This is a genomic window from Tardiphaga sp., assembly GCF_028290785.1.
Lineage (GTDB): Bacteria > Pseudomonadota > Alphaproteobacteria > Rhizobiales > Xanthobacteraceae > Tardiphaga.
In genome coordinates, this window is sequence record NZ_JAQGJD010000234.1 from 1 (window position 1) to 15116 (window position 15116).

Consider the following 15116-nt stretch of genomic DNA (forward strand, 5'->3'; position numbering starts at 1 on the left):
CCGGATCCGCGGCCCAAGTGGTCGCAGCCTGGCCCGGAAGTACGGTCCCCCGGCCAAAAATCGCCGCGGTGGCGCGCCGAGAGGCGACGCGGTTGCGGCTTCGTCGCCGACGGCGAAGCGGATCGCGTTAGAGCTACCAACCCGCGCCTTTCGGCGCGCGCCTCCCCTCATGGGTCGAGGGGAAGTCTTGGCATAGCTCGGACGCTCTACGCGCCGCGAGAATGCGGGAGCTTGGCTGTTTGAAATTTGCATAGCGTATGATGCGGATGCGCTAGGCAATCAAGCCACGCTCGCTGACCTCTCCCCGTCATTGCGAGGAGCGAAGCGACGCGGCAATCCAGAAAGCCGCAAACTCCGCAAGAACTGGATTGCATCGTCGCAAGGGCTCCTCGCAATGACGGCGAACCGCCGGAGCGAGTTCACCCCACGCTCACGCCTTCTTCTTCACGTCCTTGATATCGGCGAACACGATGCCTTCGGCGCGTTCCTTGGTGTACTTCAGATAGAAGTCGTTCTTCGCCAAAAACACCGGATCGCCATCGACGTCGTCAGCGACGCCGGAATTGTTGGCGGTCATGAAGGCGTCGAGCAGCTTCGGGTTGTCGCTGGAGATCCAGCGCGCCAGCGAGAATTCCGACACTTCGAAATCCACCGGCAACTGATATTCGGCGTCGAGCCGCGCCTTCAGCACGTCGAGCTGCAGGGGTCCGACGACGCCGACCAAAGCCGGCGCACCGTCGCGCGGGCGAAACACCTGGACTACGCCCTCTTCCGACATCTGCTGCAGCGCTTCCTTCAGCTTCTTCGCCTTCATGGCATCGCCGAGCCGGACGCGGCGGACGATTTCCGGCGCGAATGAGGGCACGCCGATGAAGGTGAGGTCCTCGCCGTCGGTCAGCGTGTCGCCGATCCGCAGCGTGCCGTGGTTGGGAATGCCGACCACGTCGCCGGCAAAGGCCTCGTCGGCCAGCGCGCGGTCCTGCGCGAAGAAGAACTGCGGGCTCGACAGGCTCATGTTCTTGCCGGTGCGCACCAGCTTGGCCTTCATGCCCCGCGTCAGCTTGCCCGAGCACAATCGCGCGAACGCGATGCGGTCGCGGTGGTTCGGATCCATGTTGGCCTGGATCTTGAACACGAAGGCGCTCATGCGCGGCTCGTCGGCTTCGACCCTGCGCAGATTACTGTCCTGCGCGCGCGGCGGCGGCGCGAACTGGCCGAGCCCCTGCAAGAGATCGCCAACGCCGAAGTTGCGCAGCGCCGATCCGAAATACACCGGCGTCATGTGGCCTTCGCGAAATGCGGCGAGGTCGAACGGTTTGTTGGCTTCCTTGACCAGCGCCAGTTCTTCCAGCGTTTCGGAGACATCGAGCGTGGGATGGCGAGCCGCGAGATCGGCGACCTCGATCTGCTCGGCTGCGCCGGTTTTGGCGCCGCCGCCTTCGAGCAGGCGAATGCCGCCGGTATGAATGTCGTAGGTGCCGAGAAAGTCGCGGCCGCGGCCGACCGGCCAGGTCATCGGCGTGGTGTCGAGCGCCAGCGTCTTCTCGATCTCGTCCAGCAGATCGAAGGTGTCGCGGCTCTCGCGATCCATTTTGTTGATGAAGGTGATGATCGGAATGTCGCGGAGCCGGCAGACCTCGATCAGCTTCAGCGTCCGCGCCTCGATGCCCTTGGCGGCGTCGATCACCATCACGGCGGAGTCGACCGCGGTTAGCGTGCGATAGGTATCCTCCGAAAAGTCTTCATGGCCCGGCGTGTCCAGCAGGTTGAACACCAGGTCCTGGAACTCGAAGGTCATCACCGAGGTGACGACCGAGATGCCGCGGTCGCGCTCGATCTTCATCCAGTCGGAGCGCGTCGAGCGGCGTTCGCCCTTGGCGCGGACCTGGCCGGCGAGGTTGATGGCGCCGCCGAACAGCAGCAGCTTTTCGGTCAGCGTGGTCTTGCCGGCGTCGGGATGCGAGATGATCGCGAAGGTGCGGCGGCGCGCCACTTCGGCGGCAAACGGATGCGCGGCGGATTCTGTGGGGAGGGCAATGTCGGACATGGCGTGCCTGTGGCAGGGAAACCGGGCGCAATCAAGGGGATTTGCAGGATTCGGGTGGTTGCGGGGCGTTCCCGCGTGCCTCATATAGGGGATCCGGAGGACGACCTCCCATTTCCCAACCCTGCGCAGGACGGCCTGCTTGTTTCGGAGGCTGTCATGGCGTGGATTTTGTTGTTGGTTGCTGGATTGCTCGAGGTCGGCTGGGCCGTCGGACTGAAATATACCGAAGGCTTTACCAGGCTGGTCCCGTCGGTCCTGACCCTGGCGAGCATGACCGCGTCAGTCGGCATGCTGGCGCTGGCGCTGAAGACGCTGCCGATGGGCACCGCTTACGCGGTGTGGACCGGGATCGGCGCGGTCGGCACCGCGATCCTCGGCATCGTCCTGTTCGGCGATCCCTCCAGCTTCGCCCGCATCGCCTGCATCGGCCTGATTGTCGCGGGGATCGCCGGGCTGAAGCTGGTGAGCTGAGGCGTAGATCGTAGGATGGGTTGAGCCGTTGCGAAACCCATCGGCAGAGGGGTGATGGGTTTCGCGAAGACGCTCAACCCATCCTACAGCTACTGAGCCGTAGGGCGGATTAGCGAAGCGTAATCCGCCGTGGGGCGGCGCAATACGCTGCGCTATTGCGCCCTACCGCTGTAGCGCATCCGGGACGCATGCTACCAAATTCAGATAAACGTCAGGTGCAGCAGCTTCACGGCCCAGTACGACAGCGCCGCGACGATCGCCGACGCGGGGATCGTGATGACCCAGGCATAGACGATCGAACTCGCTACGTTCCAGCGCACCGCCGAAACCCTTCGCGCCGCGCCGACGCCGACGATGGCGCCGGTAATGGTGTGGGTGGTCGAGACCGGCACGCCCAGAAACGTCGCCATGAACAACGTCGCCGCGCCGCCGGTCTCGGCGCAAAACCCCTGCATCGGCGTCAGCTTGGTGATGCGCAGCCCCATGGTGCGGACGATGCGCCAGCCGCCCATCAAGGTGCCCAGCGCCATCGCGCTCTGGCACGACAGCACCACCCAGAACGGCACCGAGAACTCGGTTCCGAGATGGCCCTGCGAGTACAGCAACACCGCGATAATGCCCATGGTCTTCTGCGCGTCGTTGCCGCCATGGCCGAGCGAATACAGCGAGGCCGAGACGAACTGCAGGATGCGGAAGGCGCGATCGACCGCGAACGGCGTCGAGCGCACCGACGCCCACGACACGATCGCGGTGAGCACCAGCGCCAGCAGAAAACCGACCAGCGGCGACAGCACGATCGCCAGCAGCGCCATCGACAGGCCCTTCCACTCGGCTGCGGCAAAGCCGGCCTTGGCCAATCCAGCGCCCAGCAGACCGCCGATCAGCGCGTGCGAGGAACTCGACGGAATGCCCAGCCCCCAGGTGATCAGGTTCCAGACGATCGCACCCATCAGCGCGCCGAAGATCACGGGGGCGTCGATCACGTGCGGATCGATGATCCCGGTGCCGATGGTGTTGGCGACGTGCAGCCCGAACACCGCGAAGGCGACGAAGTTGAAGAATGCGGCCCACAGCACTGCATATTGCGGGCGCAGCACCCGGGTCGAGACGATGGTCGCGATCGAGTTCGCGGCGTCGTGCAACCCGTTGAGGAAGTCGAACAGCAGCGCGATGGCGACGAGACCGATCAGGACCGGGAGGGCGAGCGTGGCGTCCACTGTGCGGCCCTGCCCTAGACTTGTTCGATGACGATGCTGTTGATCTCGTTCGCGACGTCGTCGAAGCGGTCGGCCACCTTTTCGAGGTGCTTGTAGATCTCGGCGCCGACGATGAAGTCCATGGTGTTGGCTTCGCGGTGCTTGAGGAACAGTTCCTTGAGGCCGATGTCGTGCAGGTCATCGACACGGCCCTCAAGCTTGCCGACTTCCTCGGTCATCGCCGTCAGCAGGCCGACATTGTCGCCGATGTTCTGCATCAGCGGCAGCGCGCGACCGACCAGGTTGGCGCATTCCACCAGCAGCGTGCCGATCTCGCGCATCGGCGGCTCGAAGGTGCGGACCTCGAACAGGATCACGGCCTTGGCGGTCTGTTGCATCTGGTCGATCGCATCGTCCAGCGCGGTGATCAGGTTCTTGATATCGACACGGTCGAACGGGGTGATGAAGGTGCGGCGCACCGCGGTCAGCACCTCACGGGTAATGGCGTCGGCATCGTTCTCGAACTGGTTGACGCGCTGGCAGAAAACTGGCGTCTCCTCGCCGCCACGCAGCATGCCCTGCAGAGCTTCGGCGCCCTTCACGACGACAACGGAATGGCGAGCGAACAGGTCGAAGAATCGCTCTTCGCGCGGCAAAAACGACCGGAACCAGCGCAGCATTGTTTTGACCCAGATTGCAGGAAGCCCGCAGGACGCGCCCGATGCGGCGCCCTGTCACAAGACTGTCATAAAGCATTTTGGACGCAGGCGGGCAAATCCGCGGAATTGGCGGGCTGCGTCATCCACCGTTTTGTGACGCGCCCTGCTCGCAGCTCTCGTTCCCCGGATGCTGCGAGGCAACCGGCATCCCGGATCAGAGGAGCGGCATAAGAATGCCGCACCGCGTCCGGGAAACGAGACCACGTTAAGTTACAGCGAGCGCTTGAAGTAATGCGCGATTTCGCCGATCACGCCGCGGCGGAAGGTCAGCACGCAGATCACGAAAATCGCGCCCTGGATGACCGTCACCCACTGGCCGAAGCCGGCGAGATATTGCTGCATAGCGATGATGACGAAGGCGCCGACTACCGGTCCGAAAATGGTACCAAGGCCGCCGACCAGCGTCATCAGTACGATTTCGCCGGACATGGTCCAATGCACGTCGGTGAGCGAAGCGTTCTGCGCTACGAACACCTTCAGCGAACCGGCAAAACCCGCCAGCGTGCCGGACAGGATATAGGCCAGCAGCTTGTACTGGTCGGTCTTGTAGCCCAGCGAGATGGCGCGCGGCTCGTTCTCGCGGATCGCCTTCAGCACCTCGCCGAACGGCGAGTTGATGGCGCGGTAGATCAGCAGGAAGCCGAGCAGGAAGCCGGCGAGAATGACGTAGTACAGCGTGATCGGCTTCGACAAGTTGAAGATGCCGAACAGGAAGCCCTGCGGAATGCCCTGGATGCCGTCTTCGCCATGGGTGAACGGCGTCTGCAGGTAGACGAAGTACAGCAGCTGCGACAACGCCAGCGTGATCATGGCGAAATAGATGCCCTGGCGGCGGATCGCGATCAGGCCGGTAATGACGCCGAGCGCGGCAGCGCCGAGCGTGCCGATCAGGATGCCGAGTTCCGGCGTGAAGCCCCACACTTTCAGCGCATGCGCGGTGAAATAGCCGGCCGTGCCAAGAAACATCGCATGACCGAACGATAGCAGGCCGCCATAGCCGATCAGCAGGTTGAAGGCGCACGCCAGCAGCGCGAAGCACAAAGCCTGCATGACGAAGAACGGATAGACGCCGGTCAGCGGCACGATCAGCAGCAAGGCGGTCATGATGACGAAGGCGATCATGGCGTCGCTGGTGCCGCGGCGCGGTTCGGGAATGGCGTTTTCGGTGATAGTCGTCATGTCAGGCTGCCCGTCCCGTCAGTCCCGATGGCTTGATCAGCAGCACCAGCACCATCAGAACGAACACGACGGTATTGGAGGCCTCGGGATAAAAATACTTGGTCAGGCCCTCGACAATGCCGAGCGCAAAACCGGTGATGATCGAACCCATGATCGAGCCCATGCCGCCGATCACGACGACAGCGAACACCACGATGATCAGGTCGGCGCCCATCAGCGGTCGCACCTGGTTGATCGGTGCCGACAACACGCCCGCCAGCGCGGCGAGACCGACGCCGAGCCCGTAGGTCAGCGTGATCATGCGGGGCACGTTGATGCCGAAGGCGCGTACCAGCGTCGGATTCTCCGTCGCGGCGCGCAGATTGGCGCCAAGCCGCGTGCGCTCGATCAGGTACCAGGTCAGGATGCAGACGATCAGCGAGAAGATCACCACCCAGCCGCGATAGATCGGCAAGAACATGAAGCCGAGATTCATGCCGCCCTTCAGCAGGTCGGGGATCGCATAGGGCAGACCCGAGGAGCCGAAGTAGTTCTGGAACACGCCCTGGATGATCAGCGCCATGCCGAAGGTCAGCAGCAACCCATAGAGATGATCGAGACCGGATATCCATTTCAGCATGGTGCGTTCGAGGATCATGCCGAAGATGCCGACCGCCAGCGGCGCCACGATCAGCGCCGGCCAGTAGCCGATGTTGAGCACGTTGAGCAGGAAATACGCCGCGAATGCGCCCATCATGTAGAGCGCGCCATGGGCGAAATTGATGATGTTGAGCATGCCGAAGATCACGGCAAGGCCGAGACTGAGCAGCGCATAGAACGAGCCGTTGATCAGCCCGACCAGCAATTGCGCGAACAGGGCCTGTAGATTGATCGACATGGTGTTCTCAACTCTTGGCGTCAGGTCGTGTCAGGAAAAGGTCGCCCGGCGGCGCGACGCCGCCGGGCATTGGGCCTTATTTCTTCAGCAGCGCGCAGGTGCTCTTCTCGATCGGCGTGAACGCCTCGTTGGCGGGCACGGTGCCGGCGAGCTTGTAGAAATCCCACGGCGCCTTGGACTCCGAGGGCTTCTTCACTTCGAACAGATAGCCGGGATGGATCTTGCGGCCATTGGCTTCGATCTTGCCCTTGCCGAACAGCGGATCGTCGGTCGGCAGTTCCTTCATCTTGGTCACCACCTTGATGCCGTCATGCGGATTGCTGCCGAGCGCTTCCAGCGACTTGAAGTAGTGGATTAGACCGGCATAGACGCCGGCCTGTACCATCGACGGCGGTGCGCCGTTCTTCATACGTGCCGCAAACTTCTTGGAGAAGGCACGGGTCTCGTCGTTGAGATCCCAGTAGAAGGTCTCGGTGAAGCTGAGGCCCTGCGCCGTCTCGAGGCCGATGGCCTTGACGTCGGTGATGAACAGCAGCAACGCGGCGAGCTTCTGGCCGCCCTTGGTGATGCCGAATTCCGCCGCCTGCTTGATCGAGTTGGTGGTGTCGCCGCCGGCATTGGCAAGACCGATGACCTTGGCCTTCGACGACTGCGCCTGCAGCAGGAACGAGGAGAAATCGGCGCTGTTGAGCGGCGTCTTGACGCCGCCGACAACCTTGCCGCCGTTGGCCTTGATGACCTCCGTGGTGTCGCGCTCCAGCGCGGCGCCGAACGCATAGTCGGCGGTCATGAAGAACCAGCTGTCACCGCCGGCCTTGACCATCGCCTGCCCGGTCGAATGGGCCAGCATGTAGGTGTCGTAGGTCCAGTGCACGGTATTCGGCGAGCACTGCGCATTGGTGAGGTCGGAGGTTGCCGCGCCGGAATTGATATAAACGCCGTTCTTTTCCTTGACGATGTTGTTGACCGCAAGGGCTACGCCGGAATTCGGCACATCGACGATGACATCGACCTTGTCGACGTCGAACCACTGCCGCGCGATGTTGGAGCCGATGTCCGGCTTGTTCTGGTGGTCGCCGGAGATGATGTCGATCTTCCAGCCCTTGGCGAGCAGCCCGGAATCTTCCGCCGCCATCTGCGCGGCCAGCGTCGAGCCGGGTCCACCGAGATCCGCATAGAGGCCGGACTGGTCGCTCAGTGCGCCGATCTTGATGGATTTGTCCTGCGCGAACGCGACGCCTGCGGTCGCAAGCGAGAGCGCGGTGCCCAGCATGAGTGCTGTGATTTTGTTTTTCATGATTGTCCCTCCTCCGTGGTTTTTTGTGGTGTTAAACGCCGAGATACGTGTGCAATTTTTCCATATTCTGCGGCAGCTCCGCATTGGCGAAGCCATCGATGATCTTGCCGTGCTCGACGATGTAGTAGCGATCCGCCACCGTGGCGGCGAAGCGGAAATTCTGCTCGACCAGCAGGATGGTGAAACCCTCGGACTTCAGCCGCGCAATGGTGTGGCCGATCTGCTGGATGATGACGGGCGCCAGGCCTTCTGTCGGCTCGTCGAGCATCAGGAAGCGCGCGCCGGTGCGCAGGATGCGGCCGATCGCCAGCATCTGCTGCTCGCCGCCGGACAGTTTTGTCCCCTGGCTGTTGAGCCGTTCCTTGAGGTTGGGGAACAGTTCGAAGATGGCGTCGAGCGACAGGCCGCCGGGCCGGATGGTCGGCGGCAGCATCAGGTTCTCGCGCACATCGAGGCTGGCGAAGATGCCGCGCTCCTCGGGGCAGAACGCGATACCGAGCTTGGCGATCTTGTCCGACTGCGCCTTCGAAATCTCTTGGCCTTCGAAATTGATCGAGCCGGTGCGCTTGCCGATGATGCCCATCACCGACTTCAGCGTCGTGGTCTTGCCGGCGCCGTTGCGCCCGAGCAGCGTCACGACCTCGCCTGCCTTCACGTTAAAATCGATGCCGTGCAGGATGTGCGACTCGCCGTACCACGCCTGCAGGTTTTCCACCGTCAGCACGGTCTTGCCGGAAGCGGCGGTGTTTACGGGATCGGCCATTGTCACTTCAACCATGCCCGGCTCCCAGATAGGCTTCCTTGACGCGCTCGTCCTTGGTGAGGTCGGCATAGCTGCCTTCGGCCAGCACCTTGCCGCGGGTCAATACGGTGATGATATCGGAAAGATTGGAAACCACGCTTAGGTTATGCTCGACCATCAGGATGGTGTATTTCGCCGAGATCCGCTTGATCAGCGCGGCGATCTTATCGATGTCCTCGTGGCCCATGCCCGCCATCGGCTCGTCCAGCAGCATCATCTCCGGATCGAGCGCCAGCGTGGTGGCGATCTCCAGCGCGCGCTTGCGTCCGTAAGGCATCTCCACCGCCGGCGTCTTGGTGAATTCGCTGAGGCCGACGTCTTCCAGCAATTCCTCGGCACGGTGGTTGTACTGGTCGAGCACGCTCTTGGAGCGCCAGAAATCGAACGACGCGCCATGCTGGCGCTGCAGTGCAACGCGGACGTTCTCAAGCGCAGTGAGATGCGGAAACACCGCCGAAATCTGGAACGAGCGCACCAGCCCGAGCCGGGCCACGTCGGCCGGCGCCAGCGCAGTGATGTCCTGCCCCTTGTAGAGGATCGTTCCGGCGGATGGCTTCAGGAACTTGGTCAGCAGGTTGAAACACGTCGTCTTGCCGGCCCCGTTGGGACCGATCAGAGCGTGGATGGTGCCGCGTTTAACCTTCAGATTGACGTCGCGGACGGCGAAGAAGCCCGCGAATTCCTTGGTCAATCCGTGGGTTTCAAGAATGAACTCATCGGTCAAGCAGATTTCCCCCATCGACCTTCCCTGCGCGTGTCACCGCGGGTGGCCAATTTTTGTACCGCCTGTTTCCGGATAACGCTCTGAAAAAACGTCATCGGCCCGGCTGCATCCGCCCGGAATATGCCGTCAACGCGCGGACGAACGCAAGGTGCAATGCGGTAGAATCGCCGTGGGCGCTGCCGTCCCGGGCTTCGCCATTAGTCGCATGGCCGGACCGGCATCGCCGTTATTCGCCAATGGTCCGGCGCTCCGCCAATCCCGCGCCGCTCCAGTGGACCGGCCGTAGATCGCTCATTAATTGTATTGCAACTGGCTTACCCGCATTCACGGATTATTCGCATTACTAACCCATGCTATCGGCATCAGACGCCGCAACCGGACGCCGCCGTGGATTTTCAGAGCGCCGACCCATCTGTCGTCAAATCGATCCGGCAGCGCGATCTGCTGAATAGCTGGCTGCGGCTATACGCCCGGCAACAAACCTTGCCTGCGATCGCGCTCTATCAACCCGAACGCCTCGCCGAAGAACTGCCGGACCTCGTCTACTACATTGTCGAACGCGGTCCGTCGTCACGCCTGATCATCGACAGCAACGGCACCCGGATGTCCAACGCCTACGGCGCCACCGGCAAGGGCCGTTACCTCGATGAGTATCTCGGCCCCATTCTCGGGCCGGTCGTGCTTCCGGCGTACACGGTGTGCATCGATCGCGGGCTGCCGACCTATACCGTGTCGATGATCGACGATGTCCATGGTCGCGCCGTGGCCTATGAACGCGTGCTGATGCCGTTCTCCGACGGCGAAGGCGTCAGCCACATCGTCGCGTCGCTGAAAACCATCAGCGAAGACGGCAGCTTCGAGATCAAGAACCTGATGCGCGGCCACCTTAGCGTGCCAACGCCAAAGGTGCGCGCCGTGATCGACCGCAACCTGTACCACCGGGCGCCGGGTCGGATTGCTGCTGGGGATGTGGTCGAGTTCGGCTGAACGGCGATCATCCTTGCCGACCGGCTATCGCCCGGCTGTCGTTCGCAGCCGCATTCTGTGAGGCGCAGACGACGGAGCGACGATCGATCGTTGCGTGCACCGGCGACTTTATCTCTGGGCCGTCGCGCGGACGATCAACTCGTTGACGTCAACCGCGTCGGGCTGGCCGATCGCGTAGCCGATCGCTTCCGCGATGGCGGAAGCCGGGATCGACGCCTGCTCTATCATGGCACCAGCCGCGCCCTTCAGCCCGGGACCGCCGATTCCGTCGAACGGTTCGGTTTGGGTAATTCCGGAACTGATCACAGTTACACGCAGGTTCTTGTTTTGCTGCCGCAGGCCTTCGGACAGCGCCCGCACCGCATGCTTCGTGGCGCAGTACACCGCGGCGGCGGGATCGACCCGGTGCGCCGCGGTCGAGGCCACGTTGATGAAGTGCCCCGCGCCCTGTGCCTGCATGATCGGCAGCACCGCAGCGATGCCATGCAACACGCCGCGCAGGTTGACGTCGATCATCCGATTCCAATCGTCGATCCGCAACTCCGCCATCGGAGACAGCGGCATGGCGCTGGCATTGTTCACCAGCACGTCGATCCGGCCGTAACGCGCAAGAGCGGCGGCAGCGAAGGCCTTGACACTATCGACGTCGGTAACATCCAGCGCCTGGTGCAGCACGTCGCCGCCGAGCCATTCGATCTCCCGGGCGATCGCCGCGATCCGGTCGGTACGCCGCGCACCAATGGCGATCCGGTGTCCCTTCGTCGCGAGGTGAAGCGCCGTCGCCTCGCCAATACCGCTGCTCGCACCCATGATCAAAATGACCTTGCGGACCGCCGATGGTGGATTGGTCATGGAGGCTCGCATTTCATCGAAACCGGAAGCCTGCTCCCGGTCGGGCGTTATGCGGCAGAGCCATCGCGAAGCGTTATCGCGATCCTGCAAGGTTCTTGCACGATCCTGCAAATTGCATCTGCGGATGCTGGTCCGCCGCGCAGGATCGGATATGGTTTTGCCGTGATCCACGCTCGAAAATGGCAGGCTTCCGCTGACACGTCCCCTTACTCCGCATCAGGAAATCGCTGACGTCATCGCCCGTTTCGCCACCGGCGAAGCCGAGCACACCACCGCCATCGACCGCCTGTTCTTCTCCCGGCGCACGTCACCGACCCAGCCAAACCACGTCGCGCAATGGCCCTGCTTCGCCCTGGTCGTGCAGGGTGCCAAAAGCCTCGAAGTCGGGTCCGACGTCTACCGCTACGGCGTCGGCGACTACCTGGTGGTGTCGCTGGATCTTCCGGTGGTGTCGCGCGTCGTCGAAGCCAGCCCCGAAGCGCCGTATCTCGGACTTGGCCTGAAGATCGATGCCCAGCAGTTGAAGGAGGTCATGGGACGGCTGGTGACGCGGCCGGCGGGCGCGCCAGAGGCGATGCGCGGTGTCGCCGTCAATACCGCGCCGCCCGAACTTGTGGACGCGGCCTTGCGCCTGCTGCGGCTGCTCGACCGGCCCGAGGACATTCCGGCGATGGCACCGCTGATCGAGCAGGAAATCCTGTATCGCCTTTTGACCGGCCCGCTCGGCCCGCGCCTGCAGCAGATCGCAATGGCCGAGACTGCCGGCAACAAGGTCGCCCAGGCCATCGCCTGGCTGCGACAGAATTTTGCCCGACCGTTGCGCGTCGAGGAACTGGCCGGGCATGTCGGGATGAGCGACTCCTCGCTGCATCATCACTTCAAGGCGGTCACCGCGATGACGCCGATGCAGTACCAGAAGCAGCTCCGGCTGCACGAAGCCCGCCGCCTGATGTTGGCCGAGCACATGGACGTCGGCACCGCCGGCTACAGCGTCGGCTACCAGAGCCCGTCGCAGTTCAGCCGTGAATACAGCCGGCTTTATGGCATCTCGCCGCTCAAGGATGTCGGTGCCGCGCGGTTGCCGATCGCCGCGGAATAATGCGGACCGGTGCGGAGAACTAAGCCAGTTCCTTTGCGTAGACTTCCGGCTTGAAGCCGACCAGCAGCGCGCCGCCGAGATCGAGCACCGGCCGCTTGATCATCGACGGCTGCGCCAGCATCAGCGTGATCGCTTTCGCCTCGGTGAGCTTTTCCTTGTCGGCCTCGTCGAGCTTGCGAAAGGTCGTGCCGGCGCGGTTGAGCAGCGTCTCCCAGCCAACCTTGCCCGACCAGTCCGACAGCCGCGCTCTGTCGATGCCTTCCGACTTGTAGTCGTGGAAACGATAGGCGACGCCATGGCCGTCGAGCCAGGCCCGCGCTTTCTTCATGGTGTCGCAGTTCTTGATTCCGTAAAGGGTGATGGCCATGAGGTTGTCCGCAGTACCTGCCGGGGTGGATCTATCAGACGACGTGCGTAGCAGATCTCACGCCGCCGGCTCACAGCCAATCCGGCGTCATCCACAAGGCGCCACCGATGATGCCCGTGCATCACCGGCGCATCCCAACGATTCACGCGGTGCGCCTGCGGTTCGCGACGACCAGCCACAGCGCCGAGACCACGAAGTAAAATGCGCCGAAGCCGGCATAGGGCGCGATGTCCATGATCGTCGGCACCGCGACCCCCGCGGCCTGTTTCACGAACACCCCACCCACCAAGGTCGATTGTGCGCCACTCAGGATCATCGCCCATTGCGCACCGAACGTGCGCCAGCGCCGCACGCCGGTGACGAGTTGCGCCAGACCCGCGAGGGACGCCCAGACGCCGAACACCGCCAGCACGGCATTCATGCCGGACTGCAGAGCGCCGGCCACAGCCACCGCGGCGACAACGCTGACGACCACATTTAACGCCTGCGAAGGATTGCCCCGAAGCCCGCCGCTGCCTTTGGCATCGAACCAGTTCGCCAGGGCGTCCCAGGCCGGATAGCCGACCAGCAGAGCTGCCGCCGCGCCGGGGCTTGAGGTGCCTATGGTGAGCGCCGCTGCAACCCAGGCCGCCGCAACCACGCCGCGAACGAAGTAGTATCGTGTCAGATCGCTATTGGCTGTGGCCCGAAAATCGGTGGCCGGATGTGGGACTGTCATGTCTGTTTTTCTCCAAAGTGAAACCTGGCGCCCGCATCAAGTGCGGGAAGGCGTCGGCTCTATTACATATTACGATAATTAATATCGCGATATTTTTCTGGCCCTTGGCAGCCACCTTGTCCAGCATTATTTATCGCGATATACGTTATTGTGATATTGACTGGGAGAATTGCCGTGTCGCCGGACGACATCACGCTGGATCAGCAGCTCTGCTTTGCGCTCTACGGGGCCAGCATGGCGATTGGTCGCGCTTACAAGCCGCTACTCGACGACCTTGAAATCACCTACCCGCAATACCTGGTGCTGAGCACGCTCTGGGAAGGTGGCGCGCAGAGCGTCGGGGGCATCGCCGACCGGCTCGCGCTGGAATCGAGCACCGTGACGCCGCTGGTGAAACGGCTTGAACAGGCCGGCTTCGTCGCGCGAAAGCGCAACCCCGAGGACGAGCGGCAGGTCGTGGTCAGCCTCACCGACAAGGGGACTGCATTGCGCGAAAAGGCCCGCTGCCTCGGTGAGACGTTGTTCGTGGCCGCAGGCATGTCCGTTGAGCGATTGATCAACCTCAATCGCGAGGTCCACGCCTTTCGCGATTCCGTTTCCCGCTACATCAGCGGTACGGCCGCCGCCGCAGGCGATCAGGATTGACGGACATTTCAGCGCGCTGCCTATCCTATGACCTTGCGCGCCGCGGGCGTTTTTGTTGAATTACGTGTGAGTAGAAGCGGTCAGGATCCCACTGGGGTTCGGGACATTGCTCGGCAGAGATCGAAGTTTTCGTTCTGGAGCCGGCATGATGCACTCTCTCACCCCATCCATGCGCGCCTCCCGATTTGACTTAAGCGGCCTACGCCGCGTTCAACATTGGAGATCGACATGACCGCCCAAAGCAATACCGCCTACGCCCTCGACGAGCTGAACCAGGAAAAGACTTTCGGCGGCGTCGGCGGTACCAAACACCGCGACGTGCCGCAAATCGACCTCGGCGATTTCGAGGGCCGCCAGCAGGAGATCGCCGACCAGCTCTGGAACGCCTCGACGCAGATCGGCTTCTTCCAGCTCGTCAATCACGGCATTCCCCAGGCCCAGGTCGATGAAGCCTTCGACATGACCGCACGCTTCTTCGCGCTTCCCGCCGAGATCAAGGCGCTCTACCCGCTCGGCCGAGGCACCAATGCCGGCTGGGAATACAAGAGCCAGGTGCGGCCCTCCACCGGCACCGCGGACCAGAAGGAATCCTACCAGATCACCCTGCCCCGCATGGCCAGGCTGTGGCCGAACGGCGATCAACTCCCCGGCTTCAAGGCGGCGATGCTGGCTTTCGAGCGCGCCAACTGGGCGGTCGGCATGAAGGTGCTGTCGTGCTTCGCGCTGAAACTCGGCTTTGCGCCGGACTTCTTCACCGAAGCCCACGATCCCCTGTCGGCGGAATACCAGAGCACGCTGCGGCTGCTGCACTACCTGCCGATGACCGATGCCAAGCCGGAGGACTATGCCGGCTGGCGTGCCGGCGCCCACACCGATTTCGACTGCCTGACGCTGCTGCACCAGCGCACCGGACAAGGCGGGCTGCAACTCTGCCCCGGCAAGGAATCCGCCGAGCTGGAATGGACCGAGGTGGAGCCGCTGCCCGGCGTGATCACCTGCAACATCGGCGATATGCTGCGGCGCTGGAGCGACGACCAGTTGCTATCGACCCTGCACCGCGTCCGCATGCCCCGGCCCGACGAATATCTCGGCCCGCGCTATTCGCTGCCGTTCTTCTGCCAGGCCAACAAGGACGC

The 15116-nt window shown here is 63.0% G+C and carries 16 protein-coding genes; 5 read left to right on the forward strand and 11 right to left on the reverse strand.

Annotated features, from left to right (window positions below):
* Positions 1–430: 430 nt before the first annotated feature.
* Complete coding sequence (locus JWR89_RS14410; protein ID WP_299717304.1) at positions 431–2047, reverse strand: peptide chain release factor 3; 1617 nt, start codon at positions 2045–2047, stop codon at positions 431–433.
* Positions 2048–2203: 156 nt separating this feature from the next.
* On the opposite strand from JWR89_RS14410, the gene sugE reads away from it, so the two are divergent.
* Entirely contained in the window at positions 2204–2518 is a 315-nt protein-coding gene (gene sugE, locus JWR89_RS14415) for a quaternary ammonium compound efflux SMR transporter SugE (protein ID WP_299717306.1), read from the forward strand.
* Between the two features lie 200 nt (positions 2519–2718).
* Here the strand turns inward: sugE and JWR89_RS14420 are convergent, their stop codons facing one another.
* The 7 genes from JWR89_RS14420 to JWR89_RS14450 all read right to left on the reverse strand — a co-directional run bounded on the left by JWR89_RS14420 (position 2719) and on the right by JWR89_RS14450 (position 9312).
* Entirely contained in the window at positions 2719–3735 is a 1017-nt protein-coding gene (locus JWR89_RS14420) for an inorganic phosphate transporter (protein WP_299717308.1), read from the reverse strand.
* 14 nt (positions 3736–3749) lie between these two features.
* Positions 3750–4394, reverse strand: coding sequence for a DUF47 domain-containing protein (locus tag JWR89_RS14425; protein ID WP_299717310.1), 645 nt, complete (start codon positions 4392–4394; stop codon positions 3750–3752).
* Positions 4395–4643: 249 nt separating this feature from the next.
* Complete coding sequence (locus tag JWR89_RS14430) at positions 4644–5612, reverse strand: branched-chain amino acid ABC transporter permease (RefSeq protein WP_299717312.1); 969 nt, start codon at positions 5610–5612, stop codon at positions 4644–4646.
* Between the two features lies 1 nt (position 5613).
* Positions 5614–6489 carry a branched-chain amino acid ABC transporter permease gene (locus JWR89_RS14435; protein ID WP_299717314.1) on the reverse strand — a complete coding sequence of 292 codons (876 nt, stop codon included), beginning with the start codon at positions 6487–6489 and terminating at the stop codon, positions 5614–5616.
* A gap of 76 nt (positions 6490–6565) precedes the next feature.
* Positions 6566–7786, reverse strand: a complete 1221-nt coding sequence (locus JWR89_RS14440; RefSeq protein ID WP_299717315.1) for an ABC transporter substrate-binding protein — start codon at positions 7784–7786, stop codon at positions 6566–6568.
* A gap of 31 nt (positions 7787–7817) precedes the next feature.
* A complete protein-coding gene (locus tag JWR89_RS14445) occupies positions 7818–8564 on the reverse strand; it encodes an ABC transporter ATP-binding protein (protein ID WP_299717316.1) in 747 nt (248 codons plus the stop codon).
* Positions 8557–9312, reverse strand: a complete 756-nt coding sequence (locus JWR89_RS14450) for an ABC transporter ATP-binding protein (RefSeq protein WP_299717318.1) — start codon at positions 9310–9312, stop codon at positions 8557–8559. Before JWR89_RS14450 ends, JWR89_RS14445 begins: the two co-directional genes overlap by 8 nt.
* Before the next feature lie 387 nt (positions 9313–9699).
* Here JWR89_RS14450 and JWR89_RS14455 point away from each other — a divergent pair, with 387 nt between their 5' ends.
* Complete coding sequence (locus JWR89_RS14455; RefSeq protein WP_299717320.1) at positions 9700–10299, forward strand: hypothetical protein; 600 nt, start codon at positions 9700–9702, stop codon at positions 10297–10299.
* Positions 10300–10407: 108 nt separating this feature from the next.
* Here JWR89_RS14455 and JWR89_RS14460 read toward each other — a convergent pair whose 3' ends face one another.
* Positions 10408–11151, reverse strand: coding sequence for an SDR family oxidoreductase (locus JWR89_RS14460; RefSeq protein WP_299717326.1), 744 nt, complete (start codon positions 11149–11151; stop codon positions 10408–10410).
* Positions 11152–11344: 193 nt separating this feature from the next.
* Between JWR89_RS14460 and JWR89_RS14465 the strand changes: the two genes are divergently transcribed.
* A complete protein-coding gene (locus JWR89_RS14465; protein WP_299717327.1) occupies positions 11345–12250 on the forward strand; it encodes an AraC family transcriptional regulator in 906 nt (301 codons plus the stop codon).
* 19 nt (positions 12251–12269) lie between these two features.
* On the opposite strand, the gene JWR89_RS14470 is transcribed toward JWR89_RS14465, so the two are convergent.
* Positions 12270–12617 (reverse strand): ArsC family reductase, encoded by a 348-nt coding sequence (locus JWR89_RS14470; RefSeq protein ID WP_299717322.1) that lies wholly within the window; start codon positions 12615–12617, stop codon positions 12270–12272.
* A gap of 142 nt (positions 12618–12759) precedes the next feature.
* Complete coding sequence (locus tag JWR89_RS14475) at positions 12760–13335, reverse strand: DUF308 domain-containing protein (protein ID WP_299717324.1); 576 nt, start codon at positions 13333–13335, stop codon at positions 12760–12762.
* 234 nt (positions 13336–13569) lie between these two features.
* Between JWR89_RS14475 and JWR89_RS14480 the strand changes: the two genes are divergently transcribed.
* Together JWR89_RS14480 and JWR89_RS14485 are read left to right on the forward strand one after the other, a co-directional pair.
* Positions 13570–13980, forward strand: coding sequence for a MarR family transcriptional regulator (locus tag JWR89_RS14480; RefSeq protein WP_299717329.1), 411 nt, complete (start codon positions 13570–13572; stop codon positions 13978–13980).
* Positions 13981–14208: 228 nt separating this feature from the next.
* Positions 14209–15116: 2-oxoglutarate and iron-dependent oxygenase domain-containing protein (locus JWR89_RS14485; RefSeq protein WP_299717325.1), on the forward strand; the 908-nt coding region annotated here is incomplete at its 3' end.